Source organism: uncultured Sphingomonas sp. (genome assembly GCF_937859915.1).
Classification (GTDB): Bacteria; Pseudomonadota; Alphaproteobacteria; order Sphingomonadales; family Sphingomonadaceae; genus Solisphingomonas.
This window is the reverse complement of the sequence record NZ_CALMAW010000084.1, coordinates 1-19,235: the sequence shown is the minus strand read 5'-3', so window position 1 is coordinate 19,235 and position 19,235 is coordinate 1. Positions and strand designations below refer to the sequence as shown.

16 protein-coding genes, 1 tRNA gene and 1 pseudogene are annotated in these 19,235 nt (G+C 68.1%); 11 read left to right on the top strand and 7 right to left on the bottom strand.

The window, feature by feature from the left end; genetic code table 11:
• The 4 genes from Q0326_RS10955 to Q0326_RS10940 form a co-directional block, all read left to right on the top strand.
• Positions 1-665: thiamine pyrophosphate-dependent enzyme (locus Q0326_RS10955; RefSeq protein ID WP_298690067.1), on the top strand; the 665-nt coding region annotated here is incomplete at its 5' end.
• On the top strand, positions 665-2,104 hold the full coding sequence (locus Q0326_RS10950; RefSeq protein WP_298690065.1) for a pyruvate dehydrogenase complex E1 component subunit beta: 1,440 nt from the start codon (positions 665-667) through the stop codon (positions 2,102-2,104). The genes Q0326_RS10955 and Q0326_RS10950, both read left to right, overlap by 1 nt.
• Before the next feature lie 240 nt (positions 2,105-2,344).
• Positions 2,345-3,034, top strand: coding sequence for a hypothetical protein (locus Q0326_RS10945; protein ID WP_298690063.1), 690 nt, complete (start codon positions 2,345-2,347; stop codon positions 3,032-3,034).
• A 68-nt stretch (positions 3,035-3,102) separates the two neighbouring features.
• Positions 3,103-3,600 carry a histidine kinase gene (locus tag Q0326_RS10940; protein WP_298690061.1) on the top strand — a complete coding sequence of 166 codons (498 nt, stop codon included), beginning with the start codon at positions 3,103-3,105 and terminating at the stop codon, positions 3,598-3,600.
• Between the two features lie 107 nt (positions 3,601-3,707).
• On the opposite strand, the gene trmFO is transcribed toward Q0326_RS10940, so the two are convergent.
• Positions 3,708-5,033 carry a methylenetetrahydrofolate--tRNA-(uracil(54)-C(5))-methyltransferase (FADH(2)-oxidizing) TrmFO gene (gene trmFO, locus Q0326_RS10935; RefSeq protein ID WP_298690059.1) on the bottom strand — a complete coding sequence of 442 codons (1,326 nt, stop codon included), beginning with the start codon at positions 5,031-5,033 and terminating at the stop codon, positions 3,708-3,710.
• Positions 5,034-5,100: 67 nt separating this feature from the next.
• Between trmFO and Q0326_RS10930 the strand changes: the two genes are divergently transcribed.
• On the top strand, positions 5,101-5,532 hold the full coding sequence (locus Q0326_RS10930; RefSeq protein WP_298690056.1) for a DUF488 domain-containing protein: 432 nt from the start codon (positions 5,101-5,103) through the stop codon (positions 5,530-5,532).
• Positions 5,533-5,661: 129 nt separating this feature from the next.
• Here the strand turns inward: Q0326_RS10930 and gyrA are convergent, their stop codons facing one another.
• Together gyrA and yaaA are read right to left on the bottom strand one after the other, a co-directional pair.
• Positions 5,662-8,439, bottom strand: a complete 2,778-nt coding sequence (gene gyrA, locus Q0326_RS10925) for a DNA gyrase subunit A (protein WP_298690054.1) — start codon at positions 8,437-8,439, stop codon at positions 5,662-5,664.
• Positions 8,440-8,692: 253 nt separating this feature from the next.
• Positions 8,693-9,451 carry a peroxide stress protein YaaA gene (gene yaaA / locus Q0326_RS10920; RefSeq protein WP_298690069.1) on the bottom strand — a complete coding sequence of 253 codons (759 nt, stop codon included), beginning with the start codon at positions 9,449-9,451 and terminating at the stop codon, positions 8,693-8,695.
• 189 nt (positions 9,452-9,640) lie between these two features.
• Here yaaA and Q0326_RS10915 point away from each other — a divergent pair, with 189 nt between their 5' ends.
• Positions 9,641-10,918: a hypothetical protein gene (locus Q0326_RS10915; RefSeq protein ID WP_298690052.1), complete on the top strand. Its 1,278-nt coding sequence runs from the start codon at positions 9,641-9,643 to the stop codon at positions 10,916-10,918.
• A gap of 46 nt (positions 10,919-10,964) precedes the next feature.
• Here Q0326_RS10915 and Q0326_RS10910 read toward each other — a convergent pair whose 3' ends face one another.
• Positions 10,965-11,474: an Lrp/AsnC family transcriptional regulator gene (locus tag Q0326_RS10910; RefSeq protein ID WP_298690050.1), complete on the bottom strand. Its 510-nt coding sequence runs from the start codon at positions 11,472-11,474 to the stop codon at positions 10,965-10,967.
• A gap of 148 nt (positions 11,475-11,622) precedes the next feature.
• Between Q0326_RS10910 and Q0326_RS10905 the strand changes: the two genes are divergently transcribed.
• The 3 genes from Q0326_RS10905 to Q0326_RS10895 all read left to right on the top strand — a co-directional run bounded on the left by Q0326_RS10905 (position 11,623) and on the right by Q0326_RS10895 (position 14,464).
• Positions 11,623-13,314 (top strand): HAMP domain-containing sensor histidine kinase, encoded by a 1,692-nt coding sequence (locus Q0326_RS10905; protein WP_298690048.1) that lies wholly within the window; start codon positions 11,623-11,625, stop codon positions 13,312-13,314.
• 1 nt (position 13,315) lies between these two features.
• Complete coding sequence (locus tag Q0326_RS10900) at positions 13,316-14,326, top strand: polysaccharide deacetylase family protein (RefSeq protein WP_298690046.1); 1,011 nt, start codon at positions 13,316-13,318, stop codon at positions 14,324-14,326.
• Between the two features lie 61 nt (positions 14,327-14,387).
• Positions 14,388-14,464, top strand: a tRNA-Ile gene (locus tag Q0326_RS10895).
• A gap of 457 nt (positions 14,465-14,921) precedes the next feature.
• Here the strand turns inward: Q0326_RS10895 and Q0326_RS10890 are convergent.
• The 3 genes from Q0326_RS10890 to Q0326_RS10880 all read right to left on the bottom strand — a co-directional run bounded on the left by Q0326_RS10890 (position 14,922) and on the right by Q0326_RS10880 (position 17,251).
• The gene (locus tag Q0326_RS10890) at positions 14,922-15,854 is read right to left on the bottom strand and encodes a polyprenyl synthetase family protein (RefSeq protein ID WP_298690044.1); all 933 of its coding nucleotides are present in this window, start codon (positions 15,852-15,854) and stop codon (positions 14,922-14,924) included.
• 44 nt (positions 15,855-15,898) lie between these two features.
• Complete coding sequence (locus tag Q0326_RS10885; RefSeq protein WP_298690042.1) at positions 15,899-16,690, bottom strand: DUF2189 domain-containing protein; 792 nt, start codon at positions 16,688-16,690, stop codon at positions 15,899-15,901.
• Between the two features lie 87 nt (positions 16,691-16,777).
• On the bottom strand, positions 16,778-17,251 hold the full coding sequence (locus Q0326_RS10880; protein ID WP_298690040.1) for a TspO/MBR family protein: 474 nt from the start codon (positions 17,249-17,251) through the stop codon (positions 16,778-16,780).
• 47 nt (positions 17,252-17,298) lie between these two features.
• Here Q0326_RS10880 and Q0326_RS10875 point away from each other — a divergent pair, with 47 nt between their 5' ends.
• On the top strand, positions 17,299-18,270 hold the full coding sequence (locus Q0326_RS10875) for an ATP-binding protein (protein ID WP_298690038.1): 972 nt from the start codon (positions 17,299-17,301) through the stop codon (positions 18,268-18,270).
• A pseudogene (locus tag Q0326_RS10870) lies at positions 18,267-19,235 on the top strand (magnesium chelatase); the annotation flags it as partial. The gene Q0326_RS10875 and the pseudogene Q0326_RS10870, both read left to right, overlap by 4 nt.

The window sequence follows — 19,235 nt, the reverse complement described above, 5'->3', positions numbered from 1 at the left end:
TGTTCAGCGTCGAGCATAAATTCTACGGCGGCCACGGCATCGTCGGCGCGCAGGTCAGCCTCGGCACCGGTCTCGCCTTCAAGCACAAGTACAGCGCCGACGGCGGCGTCTGTCTCGCCTATTTCGGCGACGGCGCGGCCAACCAGGGCCAGGTCTACGAGAGCATGAACATGGCGGAGCTGTGGAAGCTTCCGATCATCTTCGTGATCGAGAACAATGGCTATGCGATGGGCACCGCGGTTAGCCGTTCCTCGTCCGAGGACCAGCTCTACCGGCGCGGCGAGAGCTTCCGCGTGCCTGGCATGCAGGTCGACGGCATGGACGTGCTCGCGGTGCGCGGCGCGATCGAAGAGGCGCTCAAATGGGTGCGCGCGGGCAAGGGCCCGATCGTGATGGAGCTCAAGACCTATCGCTATCGCGGCCACTCGATGTCCGACCCTGCCAAATACCGGACCAAAGAGGAGGTCCAGTCGATGAAGGACCGCTCCGACTGTATCGACCATGCCAAGCGTGATCTCGAAGCGCTGGGCGTCACCGAGGACGAGCTCAAGGCGATCGACAAGGAGACCCGTCAGATCGTCGTCGAGGCGGCCGACTTCGCCGAACAATCGCCCGAGCCCGATCCGGCCGAGCTGTACACCGATGTGCTGGTGGGAACCTATTGATGCCGATCGAACTCAAGATGCCTGCGCTCTCCCCGACGATGGAGGAGGGCACGCTTGCCAAATGGCTGGTGAAGGAGGGTGACACCGTCAAGTCTGGCGACATCCTTGCTGAAATCGAAACCGACAAGGCGACGATGGAGTTCGAGGCGGTCGACGAGGGCACGATCGGGCACATCCTCGTCGCCGAGGGCACGGACGGCGTGAAGGTCGGCGCCCCAATCGCCACGCTGCTCGAGGATGGCGAGGACGCCTCCGCCAAGCCGACCGAGAGCCGATCGGGCGATGCCGCCGACGCTCAGCCCGTCGAGGCGGCCAAGGATCAGGGCCAGCCCCCGATCCCCGAGAGCGCCACCCCGCATCAGATGCCGAGCGGCGCGCGCGATCTCGTCGCCGACGTCGCCGCCGCCGAGAAGGCCGGCGTCGATGCGCGGGACGTCGAGGTGCCGGAAGGCACCGCGATGGTGAAGATGACGCTGCGCGAAGCGCTGCGCGACGCGATGGCCGAAGAGATGCGCGCCGACGACCGCGTCTTCGTGATGGGCGAGGAGGTCGCGCAGTATCAGGGCGCCTACAAGGTCACGCAGGGGCTGCTCGACGAGTTCGGCGACCGCCGCGTCATCGACACGCCGATCACCGAATATGGCTTCGCCGGCGTGGGCACGGGTGCGGCGATGGCGGGTCTTCGCCCGATCGTCGAGTTCATGACGTTCAATTTCGCGATGCAGGCCATCGACCACATCATCAACTCGGCCGCCAAGACCAATTACATGTCGGGCGGCCAGATGCGCTGCCCGATCGTGTTCCGCGGACCCAATGGTGCGGCGGCGCGCGTCGGTGCGCAGCATTCGCAGAACTATGCGCCTTGGTATGCAAGCGTCCCCGGCCTGATCGTGATCGCCCCCTATTCCGCGACCGACGCCAAGGGCCTGCTCAAGGCCGCGATCCGCTGCGAGGATCCGGTCGTGTTTCTCGAGAACGAGCTGCTCTACGGCCAGAGCTTCGAGGTTCCCGATCTTGACGATTTCGTGTTGCCGATCGGCAAGGCGCGGGTCGCCCGCGAGGGCAAGGACGTCACGCTGGTCAGCTACTCGATCGGCGTCGGCGTCTCGCTCGAGGCGTCGATCAAGCTCGCCGAAGAGGGTATCGAGGCCGAGGTGATCGACCTGCGCACGCTGCGTCCGCTCGACAAGGACACGGTGCTCAAGTCGCTGGCCAAGACCAACCGGATCGTCGTCGTGGAAGAGGGCTGGCCGACCTGCTCGATCGCCTCGGAGATCGCCGCGCTGGTCATGGAGCATGGCTTCGACGATCTCGACGCGCCGGTATTGCGCGTCACCAATGTCGACGTGCCGATGCCCTATGCCGCCAATCTTGAGAAGCTCGCGCTGCTCAAGGCGGACGACGTCGTCAAGGCGGCGAAGAAGGTCTGCTATCGATAGCGGCAAGCGATCCGCTGCGGCTTGTCGAAGGCCGAAGGTCCGGCAGCTTCGCGGCGACCGACAGCGATCTTCGACAAGCGCGGCGACGGCAGATCGCTGCGTCGGGGATCGATCAAAGACCGAGTATCCGGAGCCATCAATTTGAATCGGGCGGCGTGGGTTCGATGGCATGGCGGACTTCGACGCCAGCCTATTCCGACCGGCGGCGCCGCGGTATTGCCGCTAGAGCAGGAACGCTCGATGCCAGATGCCCAGTTGACCCCAATGCCGTTGCATCCGGAGCGCGAGCTTGCGGTCGCGTATGCGCGCAGGACGGTGCGGCAGAGCCTGTCGACGCTGTTGGCGCTCGATGAGCGGCTTGGCACGATCGTAGCGCGCGCGCGCGAGCCGGGAATAGGCATGATCCGCCTATTGTGGTGGCGCGATGCCTTGATCGCGCTCGATACGGCACCGCCCCCGGCCGAGCCGTTGCTCGCGGCCGCGGCAGCGCTACGCCCCGATAGGATCGCAGGTAGCGAACTGGCCGCCATGGCGGATGGCTGGGAGGTGCTGTTCGACGATCCGGATCTCGGCATCGAGACTGCCATGACCCACGCCGGGCAACGGGGTACGCAGTTGTTCACGCTGATCGGCCGGGTGCTCGGCCCGGCTGCCCAATTGTCACGACTGGCGAGCGCGGGAGAGGGGTGGGCCCTCGCCGACCTCGCGCGCCATTACGCCCCGCCCGAACGCCGACAGCCATTGCTCGCCGCCGCCCAAGCCCCGCTCGAAAGCGCGATGGCGACGCCCTGGCCCGTGTCTCTGCGCCCATTGGGCATGCTGGCGGCGCTCGCCCTGCAGGATGTCCGGCGCGGGGCGGATGCGCTGCGTCCGCCCGCTTCATCCGCCCGCTTGCTGCGCGTGCTCGCGCACCGCTGGACGGGGCGCTGACCGCGCGCGACGAACTTGGCGTTCGGCGCGCGTCGGGTTAGCCTGCCGCCCGGACGGGGGAGGTCGCGATGGGGCGATATCTTGCAGGCGTGGCATCGGCATTGTTGCTGGCGGCGGCGGGCTTCTTTCTGTGGACGGGACTGGCGCGGCACGATCCCGCGCTTCCGCCCCCGCCGGCCGCGATCGCGGCGCTGACCGGCGGGCCGCCGCTCGCTTCTGCGCCGCCTGCGGCCGACGCGCCGCAAGCCACCGAGAAAACCCGTGAGCAAAAGCGCTTCGGCCGCTACGATCACAACAAGGACGGGCGTATCGATCGCGACGAATATCTGATCGCGCGACACAAGAATTTCGCCAAGCTCGACGCCAATGGCGACGGCAAGCTGTCGTTCGACGAATATGCCGCGAAGGCGGTCGCCAAGTTCGCGACCGCCGATGCCGACCATTCGGGGGCACTCGACCCCGCCGAGTTCGCGACGACTCGCGTGGTCCGCAAGGCGCGGCCGAAATGTGCGCCGGCGGCGGGGGCAGCGAAGCCGGCAGCGGACGAGTCGGACGAAGGGCAGTAAGTGCTTATCGTTCCCCGGCGGAAGCCGGGGCCCAAGCCCGGCGCCTGTGGCAAACGCGGCGCCAGCTACATCGTGCGGGCCTGGCCCTGGCCTGCGCCGGGGATCAGCTAGGCCGGCACCGCCTCGATCTGCTCGCGCCACACTGCAAGATCCGCTTTTGCCCGGGCGCTCATCAGCGCCTTGCGGTCGGCCTTGCGCGGGGCGTCGGCGAGCGGGGGAAAAAGACCGAAATTGACGTTCATCGGCTGGTAGACGTCGGCCTCCGCGCCGCCCGTGATGTGGCCGAGCAAGGCACCGAGCGCGGTCGTCGCCGGCGGGGGCGCCATGGTGCGCCCCGAGAGTTCGGCGGCGGCAAAGCGGCCCGCCAGCATGCCGATCGACGCGCTCTCGACATAGCCTTCGCAGCCGGTGATCTGGCCGGCGAAGCGCACATTGGGGCGCGACTTGAGCCGCAGCGTCTCGTCGAGCAGCACCGGCGAGCGGATGAAGGTGTTGCGGTGGAGACCGCCCAGCCGCGCGAACTCGGCATTCTGCAGCCCCGGGATCATCCGGAACACGCGGACCTGCTCGGCATGTTTGAGCTTGGTCTGGAAGCCGACGATGTTCCACAGCGTGCCTTGGCGGTTGTCCTGCCTTAGCTGGACGACGGCATGCGGCCATCGCCCGGTGCGCGGATCGTCGAGCCCGACCGGCTTCATCGGCCCGAAGCGCAGCGTGTCGACCCCGCGCGATCCCATCACCTCGACGGGCATGCAGCCCTCGAAATAGGGGGTGTTGGTCTCCCATTCCTTGAACTCGGTTTTTTGGCCCGCCATCAGTGCGGCGTGGAAGGCGAGATATTCGTCCTTGTTCATCGGGCAGTTGATGTAGTCGTGCCCGTCGCCTTTGTTCCAGCGCGACTGGAACCAGGCGATGTCCATGTCGATGCTGTCGCGGTGGACGATCGGCGCGATCGCGTCGAAGAAGGCGAGCTGGTCCCGCCCGGTCTCGGCGATGATCGACTGCGCGAGGTTGGCGGCGGTAAGCGGACCGGTGGCGACGATCGCCGGGCCCTCGGGCAGCGTGTCGATGCGCTCGCGGACGAGCTCGATATTGGGATGCGCGACGATCGCGGCGGTGACGCCTTCGGCAAAGCCGTCGCGGTCCATCGCCAGCGCGGAGCCGGCGGGGACGCGGTGCGCATCGCCCTGCGCGAGGATCAGCGAGCCCAGCGCGCGCATTTCCGCATGGAGCAGCCCGACCGCGTTCTTTTCGGGATCGTCAGACCGAAAACTGTTCGAGCAGACGAGCTCGGCGAGATTGTCGCCGTGGTGCGCGGCGGTGCCCTCGACGCCGCGCATTTCGCTCAGGCGCACCTTGAAGCCGGCTTCGGCGAGCTGCCAGGCAGCTTCGGATCCGGCGAGTCCGCCGCCGACGATGTGGATGTCATGCATGCCGCCGCGCATAGCGCAGCCGGGCAGGCGAAGGAACCGCAACGCGCGACGCGCGGTTTGATGCGGCATGAAGCTGTTCACGATCGGCTATGAGGGTGCGACGCAGGCCGAGCTGATCGCGGCGCTCGAGCGGGCGGGCGTGAAGCGGCTGATCGACGTCCGTCAGCTGCCGCTGTCGCGCCGCCCGGGATTTTCCAAAACGCCGCTGCGGCTGGGGCTGGCCGAGCATGGCATCGACTATGTCCATCTGAAAGCGCTCGGCACACCGCCCGAGGGCCGCGAGGCGGCGCGAAAGGGGCGGCATGAGCTGATGGCGGAGATCTACCGGGGCACGCTTGCCGAACCCGCCGCGATCGTGGCGGCCGAGCAACTGCGCGATCTTGCCACCGAGGCGCCGTCGGCGCTGCTCTGCTTCGAGCGCGAGCCGACGCATTGCCACCGCCAGGTGCTGATCGATGAAACCTATCCCGAGGCGGAGGTCGAGCACTTGTTCGCGTAGGCAAACAAAACCCGTTCGTCCTGAGCGAAGTCGAAGGACCTGTTCCACGCGCGGCGCCTGCAACATGCACTTCGACTTCGCTCAGTGCGAACGGGTTAGGGGGCGGACGCCTCGAACCGGAACCGGCCGCTATTCCTCGTGGCCGTCCGCCAGGTCTTCGTCGGTGTCGCCCTCGACCTGCGGATCGATCGCCACTGGCACCTCGCCGCTGAGATCGACCTCGGCTTCGTCCTCGGTCTCGGCGATGCGCGCCGCCGAGACGACATGCTCGTCCTTGCCGACGTGGAACAGCCGAACGCCCGACGAGCCGCGCCCGATCACGCGCGTGTCGCCCACCGACATGCGGATCAGCTTGGCCTGATCGGTGACCAGCATCAGCTGCTCGCCCTTGTGCGCGGGGAAGCTGGCGACGACGGGCCCGTTGCGCGCAAGGTTGTCGATATTGGTGATACCCTGGCCACCGCGGCCGATACGGCGATATTCATAGGCCGACGAGCGCTTGCCATAGCCGTTGGCGCAGACCGTCATGACGAACTCCTCCGCGTCGGCCATCGCCTGCATCGTCGCCTCGTCGAGCGTGGCCTCGCGTTCGCCTTCCTTCCACGGCGCGGCCTTGAGATAGGCCTCGCGCGTCTCGGTATCCTGGTCCCACGGCGTGCCGTGCAGGATCGACAGCGAGATCACCTCGTCGTCGCCGAGCAGCCGTGCGCCGCGGACACCCGCCGACGTCCGGCTCTGGAACTCGCGGACGTCGGTCGAGCGGAAGCGTATCGCCTTGCCGTTGCGCGTCGCGAGCAGCACGTCGTCGTCGCCGCTGAGCAGCGTGACCCCAATCAGCCGGTCGCTGGTCGTCTCGACGGTCTCGTCGTCGCTATCACTCTCCGAAAAGCGCATCGCGATCTTGCCCGCCGTGGGTATGCGGGTGAACTGGTCCATGCTGTTGCGGCGGACGAGGCCCTTGGCAGTCGCGAAGAGGATGTGGAGGTCGCCCCACGACGCCTCGTCCTCGGGCAGCGGCAGCACGGTCGAGATCGTCTCGCCCTCGGCCAGCGGCAGCAGGTTGATCATCGGTCGGCCGCGCGCCTGCGGGGCGCCTTCGGGAAGCCGCCAGACCTTCTTGCGATAGACCTTGCCCGCGGTCGAGAAGAACAGCACGGGGGTGTGCGTCGAGGTGACGAACAGCTTGACGACGGCGTCCTCGTCCTTGGTCGCCATGCCCGAGCGGCCCTTGCCGCCGCGCGCCTGGGTGCGGAAGGCATCGAGCGGGGTGCGCTTGATATAGCCGCCGAGCGTGACGGTGACGACCATCTCCTCGCGCTCGATCAGGTCCTCGTCGTCGATGTCGTCGCCGGCGGGCATGATCTGGCTGCGGCGCGGGGTGGCGAACGCCGCCGAGACCGCGTCGAGTTCGGCGACGAGGATCTCGTAGAGCCGGACGCGGTTGCCGAGGATCTCGAGCAGTTCGGCGATCGTCGTGGCGAGCCCGGCGAGTTCGTTGCCGATCTCGTCGCGGCCGAGGCCGGTGAGGCGGTGGAGGCGCAGCTCGAGGATCGCGCGGACTTGGATGTCGGACAGCTTGTAGCCGTCGCCATCGGGTGCCAGCTCGACGGCTTCGACCAGCCGGATATAGGGCGCGATCTCGGCGATCGGCCATTCGCGCGCGGACAGCGCCGCGCGCGCCTCGGCGGGGTTGGGCGAGCCGCGGATGATGCGCACCACCTCGTCGAGGTTGGTCACCGCGACGACGAGGCCGAGCAAGATGTGCGCGCGCTCGCGGGCCTTGAGCAGCTCATATTTGGAGCGGCGGGTGATCACCTCTTCGCGGAACGTCACGAACGCCGCGATGATGTCTTTCAGACCCAAAATCTCGGGCCGGCCGCCGCGGATCGCGAGCATGTTGGCCGGGAAACCCGACTGCGCCGGCGTGTGGCGCCAGAGCTGGTTGAGCACGACGTCGGGCGTCGCGTCGCGCTTGAGCTCCATGACGATGCGCACGCCCTCACGCGAACTCTCGTCGCGGATGTCGGCGATGCCCTCGATCCGCTTTTCCTTCGCGGCCTCGGCGATCTTCTCGACCAGCCCGTTCTTGCCGACCTGATAAGGGATTTCGGTGAGCACGATCGAGCGTCTGTCGCCCGCCCGCTCCTCGACCGTGTAGCGCGAGCGCACGATGATCGAGCCGCGCCCCGTATGATAGGCGTTGCGCGCGCCGCCCTGGCCCAGGATCATGCCGCCGCCGGGGAAATCGGGGGCGGGGACATAGGCCATCAGCTCGTCGACGGTGATCGCGCCGTTTTCGATATAGGCTTTGCAGGCGGCAATGACCTCGCCGAGATTGTGCGGCGGGATGTTGGTCGCCATGCCGACCGCGATGCCGCCGGCGCCGTTGACGAGCAGATTGGGAAAGCGCGCGGGCAGCACGACGGGCTCGCTCTCCGAGCCGTCATAATTCGGCTGGAAGTCGACCGTGTCCTTGTCGATGTCCTCGAGCAGCGCGCTGGCCGAGCGCGCAAGTCGCGCCTCGGTGTAGCGCATCGCCGCGGGCGGATCGGGATCCATCGAGCCGAAATTGCCTTGGCCGTCGATCAGCGGCAGCCGCATCGACCAGTCCTGCGTCATCCGCGCGAGTGCGTCGTAGATCGAGCTGTCGCCGTGCGGATGATATTTACCCATCACGTCGCCGACGAGGCGCGCCGACTTGCGATAGGGCTTGCCGGCGACGAAGCCGCTTTCCTGGGCGCCGTAGAGGATGCGGCGATGGACGGGCTTGAGGCCGTCGCGGACGTCGGGCAGCGCGCGGCTGACGATCACCGACATGGCGTAGTCGAGATAGCTCGTCTTCATCTCGTCGACGATCGAGACGGGAGAAATATCGCTGGGGTCGATGGTCGGCGGGGCGCTGGCCAAATCTAGGGGCTTTCGCTGGTGTTTTAGGTCATGGGCGCCCGTGCCGGCGCCGTTTCGATCCCATTAGCGCAGCTGTCATCGTGGCGCCACCCCTCGCGCATACGCGGGCGCGTGCGCGAGAGGGTGTGGCCGAGGGCGGCCCCCGATGCTGATCGCGATGAGAGAAGCGACGCGCAAGCGTCGCGTGAACGGCCGCTGGCACGATCGAACGCCGGACACCCTCACCCAACCCTCTCCCTGAGGAAGAGGGCTTCTAGCGGCGCACGAAGCGCCAGCGCTGGTCGTCAGACGCATCCGCGTCGAACGCGTAGCCGTCGCTGTCGAAGCCCCTGAGCGCGGCAACGTCGCCCAGTCGGTGCTCGCAGATGTAGCGCGCCATCATGCCGCGCGCGCGCTTGGCGGCGAAGCTGTTGAAGCGCAGACCCTTGGGGCCGTCCTCCATGAACTCGATCGTTGTGACCCGCGCCCCGGCAGGCGTCGCCTGCGCGATCGCCGCCCAATATTCCTGGCTGGCGAGGTTGATGATATCGGCCGAGCCCTGTTCGGCCAGCTCGTCGCCGAGCCGGTCGCCGACGCGTGTGCCCCACCATTGCACCAAGGTCTTGGCGCGGCCCGGCGCCCAGTGCGTCCCCATCTCCAGCCGATAGGGCCGGATCAGATCAAGCGGGCGAAGCAAACCATAAAGGCCGGAGAGGATGCGGACATGGTCCTGCGCGAAGCCGATCGCCGGCTCGTCGAGGCTGTGCGCCTCGAAGCCGGTGTAGACGTCGCCCGCGAAGGCGAACAGCGCCGGGCGCTCGGGTGCCTCGGCGAAGTCGCGGTAGCGCTCGACGTTGAACGCGGCGAGCTTCTCCGAAATGTGCATCAGGTCCATCAGCTTGCGCTTGGACAGCTTGGCGGCGCGTTCGGCGAGAAAGGCCGCCTCGTCGACGAACCGCGGCGTCGTCGCCGTCAGCGCGGGCAGGTTGCTCTCATAGTCGAGCGTCTTGGCGGGAGAAATAAGCGCGATCATGGCGATGGCGGTAGCAAACGCCGACCGGCGGTCAACCATGTTCGCGGGCCATGCAACCCGCGACGTTCAATGCGTGTTCAGCCCCCGGACGGCAGCGTACCGCTTGATCCATACGCTTGAACCGGAGCGGGGCAGGGATTAGCACCACGCCGGCGTGCTCCCGGTTGCCGCAAGAGGAGAGACTTCCCTATGAAATTCGCATCGACGACGGCGCTGGCGCTGTCCCTCGCGCTCGGCGCGGCCACGCTGACCGCGGGTCCGGCGCTGGCCAAGAAGGCGGCGGCGGCAGATCCGAACAAGCCGCAGTTCAGCCCGGCTTTCGCGGTTGCCGCGCAGCCGCTCCAGAAGGCGCTGCAGGCCAAGGACTTTGCGACCGCCAAGACCGCGCTGCCCGCGGCGCAGGCGGCGGCGACGACGCCGGACGACAAATATCAGGTCGCGCTGATGGCGCTGATCCTCGCGCAGGGTACCAATGACACCGCCGCCGAGATGACCGCCGCCGACGGCGTCATCGCCAGTGGCAAGGCGCCGCAGGATCAGCTGATCCAGATTCTCGGCGTGAAGGGCCAGCTTGCTTACAATGCGGGCAATATGCAGGCCGCGGACGCCGCCTTCACGCAACTCGTGCAGCTCAAGCCGACCGACGGCGACTCCGCGATCCTGCTCGCGCAGGTCAAGACCCGCGAAGGTCGTGGGACGGAGGCGCTGCCGATTGTCGACCAGGCCATCCAGGCCAAGAAGGCGGCCGGTCAGCCGGTCGACGAGGATTGGTATCGTCGTGCGCTCGGCATCGCCTACGATGCCAAGATGCCGGCCGCCGTGCAGAAATACGGCGTCGAGCTCGTCGAGGCCTATCCCCGTATCGACCTGTGGCGCATCGTGCTGCAGACCTACCGCGACACCAGCAAGCTCGATCCGCAGACCGATCTCGATACGCTGCGCCTGATGCGCGTCTCGGGTGCGCTGGCCGGTGAACGCGACTATTACGACTATGCCAACATGGCGCTCAACAAAGGCTTCCCTGGCGAGGCCAAGGCCGTGATCGATCAGGGCACCTCGTCCAACATGGTCGATGCCAAGGCGCTGGCAACGAGCAAGGCGCTGGCCGAGGTCAAGCAGGTCGCGGGATCGAAGGTCGCCGCCGACAAGGCCGATTTGCCCGCCTCCGACAAGCGCGCGCGCGCCGCCGCGGACGGCAAGCAGGCGCTGCTGATCGGCGATGCCTATCTCGGCTATGGCGAGTACGCCAAGGCGGCCGACCTGTATAAGGTCGCGCTCCAGAAGGGCGCCGATGCCAATGTGACCAACCTGCATCTCGGCGAGGCGCTTGCGCAGGGTGGCGACAAGCCGGGCGCGGTTCAGGCGTTCGCGCTGGTCCAGGGACCGGCCGCGCCGCTGGCGCATTACTGGTCGGTATGGGCGAGCAAGGGCGCGCAGCCGGCGGCGGCGCCGGCGCCGAAGCAGTAGGGCACAACGCGGCGCCGACTAAGCTCGGCGCCGCAATCCTCGTCGGTTATGCGGTTCGGTCGACGGGCACGCCGGGCTGATCCTTCGAGGTCCGGATCGTGAGCGATGTCTTGACGCTCGCGACATGCGGCGCCGTCGTCAGCTTCGAGGTCAGGAAGCTCTGGAACGACTGAAGGTCGTGGGCGACGATCTTGAGTATGAAGTCGATCTCGCCGTTGAGCATGTGACACTCGCGGACCTCGGGTAGCGTCGCGACATGATTCTCGAAATCGCGCAGATCCTCTTCGGCCTGGCTCCGCAGGCTGACCAGGGCGAACACCGTGATGCCATAGCCCAGCGAGGCCGGATTGAGTCGGCCGTGATAGCCGTTGATCACGCCGCCCTCCTCGAGCGCGCGGACGCGACGCAGGCAGGGGGGCGCGGTCAGACCGGCGCGGCGGGCGAGTTCGACATTGGTGATCCGTCCGTCGTCCTGCAGTTCGGCGAGAATGATAAGGTCGATCGAGTCAAGATAGGGGGGCGAGGCCAAGAGGGGCTTCCTTTCACGCAACGGCATCTCCCCTATAAGAAAGTTGCGAGCGCTGGCAATTGTCCCACTATGCGACGCGAATTTAAATGTCGCTTTGCGCGCCTTGAGGGGAACCGATAGTCAACCTTGTTCCGGCATGGAGGGCGTCCCGCCGGTCGGGCGCGTGGAGAAATAAGTGCGGTTCGACGACAGGCTAGCCACGGTGCTCGCGCGACCGGCGGTTCGTACCGCCGATCGTGTCGCGATGTGGCGCCAGTTGCTCGACCTGCTGGCGCAGCGGCATCGCGACGCCGATCCGGCGCTGGAGCGCGAGGCGCTCGGCCGGCTGACCGCCTTGCGGCCGGACGTGCCGCTGGCGATCCGGCAGGAGACCGCGCGGACGTTTGCGGGGCGGCCGATCGCGGCGGCGCTGGTCGCCTTTCTCGCGGCTGACGTTCCGGCGGTTGCCGGCGCGGTGCTTCCCTATGCGCGGCTCGACCAGCAGGGCTGGTTGTCGATCCTGCCGAGGTTGTCGCCGACTGGGCGCGGCTATCTGCGCCATCGCCGCGATCTCGGGCCCGTCATCGAGGCGGCGCTGTCGAGCTTCGGCAGTACCGACATGCAGATCAGCGGCGAGGTCGGTCCGCCGCCTGCGATGATCGAGCCGGCGTCGCGTCGGCCGGTTGCGCTCCACAGCGTCCGGTCGGACGAGCCGGTGCCCCCCGTCCAGGCACTGGAACATGGCGTCGGCGAAGGACAAATCCGCGCGATCATCACGCGGATCGCGCGTTTTCGCAAAGATCGCGACGTCGCGCCGCGCCGGCGCGCGGTCGATCCGGCCGACGATGCCGCAAGCTTCCGCTTCGAGACCGGCACCGATGGAGTCATCCGCTGGCTCGAGGGCGTGCCGCGCGGGCCGCTGATCGGCGAGACGATCGCCGTCGCCGCGCACGGCCCGCACGGCGTCGATGCGCAGGCGCCCGGTGCCTTTCGCCGGCGCGCGCCGTTTCGCGACGCAAGGCTCGTCGTGGCGGGCGGTTCGACTGCGAGCGGCGAATGGCGCATCGCGGGGGTTCCGGTCTTCGAACCATCCAACGGTCGTTTCGCAGGGTATCGCTGCACCGCGCGTCGGCCGCACGTCGGCGATCGTGCCGAACCGGCGGGTCCGCACGATGTCTTCGGCGCGGGCCTCGCCCCCGATTCGCTGCGCCAGTTGGTGCATGAATTGCGGACCCCGCTCAACGCCATCGGCGGGTTCGCCGAGATGATCCGGCGGCAGATGCGCGGGCCGGTCTCGACCGTCTATCGCGATCGCGCGCAGTCGATCGCCGAACAGGCCGGTCGGCTGCTCGCGGCCGTCGACGATCTCGACGTTGCGGCGCGACTTTCGACCCAGCGACTCGACCTCCAGCAACTGCCCGTCGATCTCGGCGCGATGCTGGGGTCTATCTGCAGCGATCATGCTCACGCCGCGCAGCGCCGGGGGGGCGCGCTCGCCTGTGCTATTGCGACCGACCTCACCCCGGTGATCGGCGATCCTGCCGCATTACGCCGGATGATGGCCCGGCTGGTCGGTGGATGCGCAGCGCTCGCCGACGACGCCGAGACGATTCACGCCGCGCTCGTCGTGATACCGGGCGGGCTGATCGATCTTCTCGTCGGTCGCCCGCGCCGGCTTCTGGGGCAGAGCGAGGCGGCGCTGCTCGATCCCGGCTATAGTCCCGAGGGTGACTCACCCGATGCGCCGCTGCTCGGTCTCGGCTTCTCCTTGCATCTGGTCCGTCGGCTCGCCGGGGCGGTCGGCGGCACGCTGGCGATCGAGCCCGACCGATTCCAATTGCGGCTGCCCATCGCGCAGGATCCGTCGCGCATCAGCGCCGGCAGCTGACATGGTCGGAAACGCTGGGGACGGGCGGATAGACCGGCCGGCGAGCAAGGCCGATATTATCGATCCGCCCCGCGCGCTCGGCCGCCGCTTTCTCGTGTTCGTCGACACCGAGGAAGAATTCGACTGGACACAGCCGCGGCGGCGCGATGCCACCGCGACCACGGCAGTCGCTGCGCTTCCGACCGCGCATCGCTATCTTGCCGGTCAAGGCATCGCACCGACGTATCTGGTCGACTATCCGATCGCGTCCGATCCGGTGGCGATCGGCGTGATGCGGCCATGGCTGGAAGCCGGGGCGTGTGCGATCGGCACGCAGCTTCATCCGTGGGTCAATCCGCCGCACGACGAGCCGCTGACCGTCGCCAACAGCTTCGTGGGCAATCTTCCCGAGACGCTGGAACGCGCCAAGCTCGGTGCGCTGACCGCCTGCATCGAGGACGCCTTCGGGACGCGCCCGCGCATCTATCGCGCCGGGCGCTACGGCGTCGGCGGGGCGACGGCGCGATTGCTCGAGGAGGCTGGCTACCGGCTCGACGTCTCGGTCCGCGCGCTGTTCGACTATTCGGCGGAGGGCGGCCCCGACTTTTCACGTCATGTCGTCGCACCCTGCCGTGTCGGGCCCGCACGCGGGCTGCTCGAACTGCCGCTGACCAGCGTCTATGTCGGCACGGCGCGGAGCCTGGGCAGTTGGCTTTACCCGGCGGCGGGCAAGGCCCGGTTGGCGCGCGGACTATTGTCACGGTCGGGGCTGCTCGGCCGCGTCGCGCTGACGCCGGAGGGAACGCCGCTATCCGACGCGCTGCGCGCGATCCGTACGCTGCTCGATGATGAGTGCCGGCTGCTGTCGATCTCGTTTCACTCACCATCGGTCGAGCCCGGTCACACGCCCTATGTCCGCGACCTGGCCGATCTCCGGACGTTCTACGCGTGGTGGGACGGCGTGCTCGCGTTGCTGGCGCGCGAAGGGGTCGAGCCGATCGGCGCGGATGCACTGATCGCCGCGCTGGCATAGCGCGATCGACCGCAGCGCTTGCCAGCGGCCGAAGGCTCGGGCTATCGGCTGGCGCTGCTGGGGGCCTGTAGCTCAATTGGTTAGAGCTGACCGCTCATAACGGTTAGGTTGCGGGTTCAAGTCCTGCCGGGCCCACCAGCGCCCTGTGGCCTATCGTCACACGGCTCCAGAAACTGTGTGATCTACGGCCGTTGTGACACATCCCTGTCTGATCTTTCCGCGCCTTGCCCCTTTTTTGTAAGGGTAGGGGGTTAGGACATCGCTAGGGTCGCACGGGAATTGTCCATGGAACGCGCGGGGCGGTTGTACTCGGCCTGTTTGCCCACGGTCGGAAGGAACAAGATAACAAGCTCGAAACGTCCTGTACCAGGCGGCACGAGCGGTGCGCTCGCCTTGTGGCGTGGGGCGCGCGTGCGATACACCGCGATCGGCATATCGGCCGACGTGGCTTTGACCACCGTACGATGGCTACAAGGCATCCGCCCGCACCGGCTGGAAGCCAGGCCGGACCCATCCGACGACGGCGATGTCGGGCGTACCTGATGGATCGGCACGACCCGCTGATCATGGTGCCCGGCGGCTATGGAACGTCCACCTAGGCACGGTGAAGAAGGGCTTCGGCAAACAAGCCAAGCGGTCCGGGCTCAAAACCGCGGATGCAGGCGACGGCGGCGTCGACGGAGCGTCGCACTTCGGTGCGCGCGCCTTCGAACCCCAGGAGCGAGACGAGCGTGATCTTGTCCTTGTCCTGCCCGACGTCCTTGCCGGCGGCGGCGGCGGTGTCATAGGCGTCGACCAGATCGTCCAGAAGCTGGAACGCCTTGCCGAGCGCGGCGCCAAAGTCGCGCGCGGCCTTCAATTCATCCGGCCCCGCGCCGACGGTGATCGCACCGCCCTCGACCGCCGCGATGAACAACATCCCGGTCTTGTGATGGTTGAGGTCGTGCAGGGCGCGTTTCTCGAGGGGTGGCCGATCGTGCAGATCCCGGATCTGGCCGGCGGCGAGGCCCTGGAATCCGATGACGCCGCTCAGTCGCTCGACGAGCAGCAGGCGCTGCTCTCCGGACAGTCCGGACGCGCGCGCCGCGACGCCATAGGCTTCGTTGAGCAGCGACACGGCGGCGAGCACGGCGACATCCTCCCCGAAGCGGCGGTGGCAGGCTGGGCGGCCCCGGCGCATGTACGCGTCGTCCATGCTCGGCAGATCGTCGAGAATAAGCGAGGCGGCATGGACCATCTCCAGCGCGCAGCCGAACTCGAGCGTACCAGGCGACGGCCCTTCCCCGAATTGCTCGGCCGCGAGCATCGCTAGTAGCGGCCGAAGCCGCTTGCCGGGTCCGGCGATCGCATAGCGAGCGGCCGCGATCAGGAGCGATGGCGACTCCGGGCGCGCGTCCATCAGTTCGGCGATGCGGCGCTCGATGGCTGCGCGATGGGTGGCAAGCCTCTGCGTGAACCCGATCCGAGGAACGGCCGGCACCGACGGCCCGCTGGTCGAGCGATCGGCGGTGTCCAGCAGGCCGACCAATCCAGGGGCGGCCCCAAACGGGACCGCCGGATCCGACACTGCTCTCACCGGACGACCAGCCGGGTATAGAGATGCCAGGTCGCATAGCCCAGCCAGGGCAGCACGACGGCAAGCCCGATCGCCGCCGGGATCAGCCCGAGCAGCAGCAGCGCCGCAACCCGCAATCCCCAGCCGAACACCTCGCGCGGGTTTTTTCGGACCGCCGCCAGCGACGTGCGCACCGCCCGCCCGGCGTCGACCGGCGTGTCGACGACCATCGGGAAGGACACGACCGAGAGGATGAGACTCGCCATCGCGAAGCCGAGGCCGGCGAAATTGCCGAGCAGGATTAGCGCCCAGCCGGCTTGCGTTGTGAACAGCCGCCCGAACAGGTCGCCGACGCGCATCGGTGCATGGGCGCCGAACGTGACCGCATAGATGGCGTAGGCGACCAGCAGCCAGCCGATCATCAGCACGCCAAGCCCGCCGGTCAGCAACGCCAGCGGCAGGCGGCTACGTCCGTTGAGCGGATCGAGGAAGTGCCACCAGCTGGCGTCGCGCCCTTCCTCGCGGCGGCGGGCGAGCTCGTAGAAGCCCGAGGCCGCCGCCGGCCCGACGATCGACAGACCGGCGACGAGTGGGAAGAACAGCGGCAGCAGCGGATCGTTGAACGTCGTTACCGCCGCGATCAGGCAGATGATCGGATAAAGCAGCCCGATGACGACGAGATCGCCGCGCTTGGCGAGGAAGTCCTTCCACCCCTCCGCCAAGGCCCAGTTCAGATCCGCCACGCCTATTCGCCGGATTTCGGGAATGGGCGTTGCGAAGTGCGAAGCGGTGTTTTCCAGCGTCGGCATGACAGGCTCTCCAACCAATTATTCGATCAGTGTCGTTCCTTATGAAATTCACGTCGTATCAACCGCCCGTTGGGCGGTGGCGTCATGTCAGGCGAAGGGCCGGTTGAGTCGGACGATCGCGCTGTTGAGCCAGGCCGCGAAGCTGACCCAGGCGAGATAGGGTACGATCAGCCAGCTCGCGGCGTGCGCGATCGGCCACAGTCCCACGACCAGCGCGACCAGCGATGCCCACAGGAACACCACTTCGACCAGCGCCCAGTCGGGTCGCTGGAGGCGGAAGAATAGCGGGCTCCACAGCGCATGGAACAGGGCATTGGTCGTAAACAACAGGATCACGGTGATCCGCGCGGCGGGATCGGGGGCGGCGTTCCAGGCGATCACGGCGGACCAAGCGGCCAGGCCGAGAATGACCGTCCACGCCGGCCCGAACAGCCAGTTCGGGGGCTGGAGCGCTGGCTTGCGCAGGTCATGGTACCAGCGGTCGATCGGCGTCATCACCCCGCCAAACACGCCCAGGAAGAGCGCGCCTCCGGCGGCGATCGCGATGGGGACCCAGGTCACGGCACTGTCCACCTTGTAGAGTGTCCAGCGCATGTTACACATTGGCCATGCGCATGTCCTTCCCTTTTTCCGCGATCGTCGGCCAGGACGAGATGAAGCAGGCGCTGCTGATCGCCGCGGTCGATCCGCGGATCGGCGGGGTGATGGTGTTCGGCGATCGGGGGACGGGCAAGTCGACGGCGGTGCGCGCGCTCGCCGCGGTTCTGCCACCGATCCCCGCGAGCGAGGGGGGGTATCAGGATGGCACTCCACGCTCGTCCAGGGCGAAGATCCCGGTCCCCTTCGTCGATCTGCCGCTGGGTGCGACCGAGGACCGCGTCGTCGGCGCGCTCGATCTCGAGCGCGCGCTGTCTGCCGGCGTCAAGGCGTTCGAGCCCGGGCTGCTGGCGCGCGCGCATGGCGGCTTTCTCTATATCGACGAGGTCAATCTGCTCGAGGATCATATCGTCGATCTGCTGCTCGACGTCGCCGCCTCGGGCGAGAATGTCGTCGAGCGCGAGGGGCTGAGCGTTCGCCATCCCGCGCGGTTCGTGCTGGTCGGCAGCGGCAATCCCGAAGAAGGGGAGCTGCGCCCGCAATTGCTCGACCGTTTCGGCCTTTCGGTGGAGGTCCGGACGCCACAGGACCTGACGCAGCGCGTCGAGATATTGAAGCGCTGCGACGCGTTCGCGCGCGCCCCGGACGCGTTCACCGCGACCTGGCGCGCGGCGGAGCGCAAGATGGTCAAGCGGATCGCGCGCGGGAGAGCGGCGCTGGATTGCGTGGCGGTGCCGGACGATGTGCTCCGGTTTGCCGCGCGGCTCAGCATGGCGGTCGGCGCGGATGGACTGCGCGGCGAACTCACTTTGGTCCGCGCGGCGCGTGCGCTGGCCGCGCTCGACGGCGCGGCGTGTGCCGCCGACGCCCACGTCCGGGCGGTCGCGCCGATGGCGTTGCGGCACCGTCTGCGCCGCGCGGTGCTCGACGAGACCGGATCGACCGCCCGCATCGAACGCGCGCTGGAGGATGTGGCGGCGTGATCGCGGCAGGCGACCTGCAGTCCGGTCGCCTGCCGCCCGAACCATTTGTCGATGCGCTGATCGCTGCGCGCTTGTGCGCGCTTGATCCGGGGTTGGGCGGAATGATCCTGCGTGGCGGCGGCGCGCTGTGCGATCGGGTGATCGCCGAAGTGCAAGCGCGACTGCCGGAGAAGGCGCCGATCCGTCGCCTGCCCGGGCATATCGACGATGACCGTCTGCTGGGCGGTATCGATCTGACCGCGGCGCTCGCGCGGGGCGTGGTACGCAGGCGGGCGGGGCTGCTCGCCGAAGCGCATGGCGGGATCGTGGTCGTGCCTATGGCGGAGCGCTTGTCCGAGGCGACCGCGGGACGCCTCGCCGCCGCGATGGATGGCGGCATGGTCGCCGCCGATTGCGAAGGCGCGCCGGGCTGCGATCGCACGCAATTCCTCATAATCGCGTTCGACGAGGGGATCGAACCCGACGAGCGGGCGCCCGCGGCCGTGGCGGAGCGCGTCGCGTTTTGGCTCGACCTGTCCGCAACACGCAGCCGGGACGGCGAACCGCCCTCGTCGGTGCCGGAGGACGATGACGGGCCGGCGATCGCCGAGGCGCAACTGCTCGAGCGGATCGCCATTGCGGCAGCGATGCTCGGGATCGACTCCGTCCGCGCGTCGCTGTTCGCGCTGAAGGCCTGCCGCGCGTCTGCGTGCCTTGCCGGGCGGCCCAGGGTCGCCGAGGCCGACTTCGCGCTTGCGCTGCGGCTCGTGCTAGGTCCGCGCGCGACCCGGATACCGGCTGCGGCCGCGCCGCCGCGGCCCGAGACGACTCCCCCGCCGGCCGATCGCGACGGCGAGGACGCCGCCGATGGCGTCAGCGAGCCACTCCCGGACGTCGTGCTCGCGGCGGTCCGCGCGGCCTTGCCCGAGGATGTGCTGGCGCGGATCGCGGCGGGGGGTGTCGGGCGCCGGCGACCGACGCGGGCG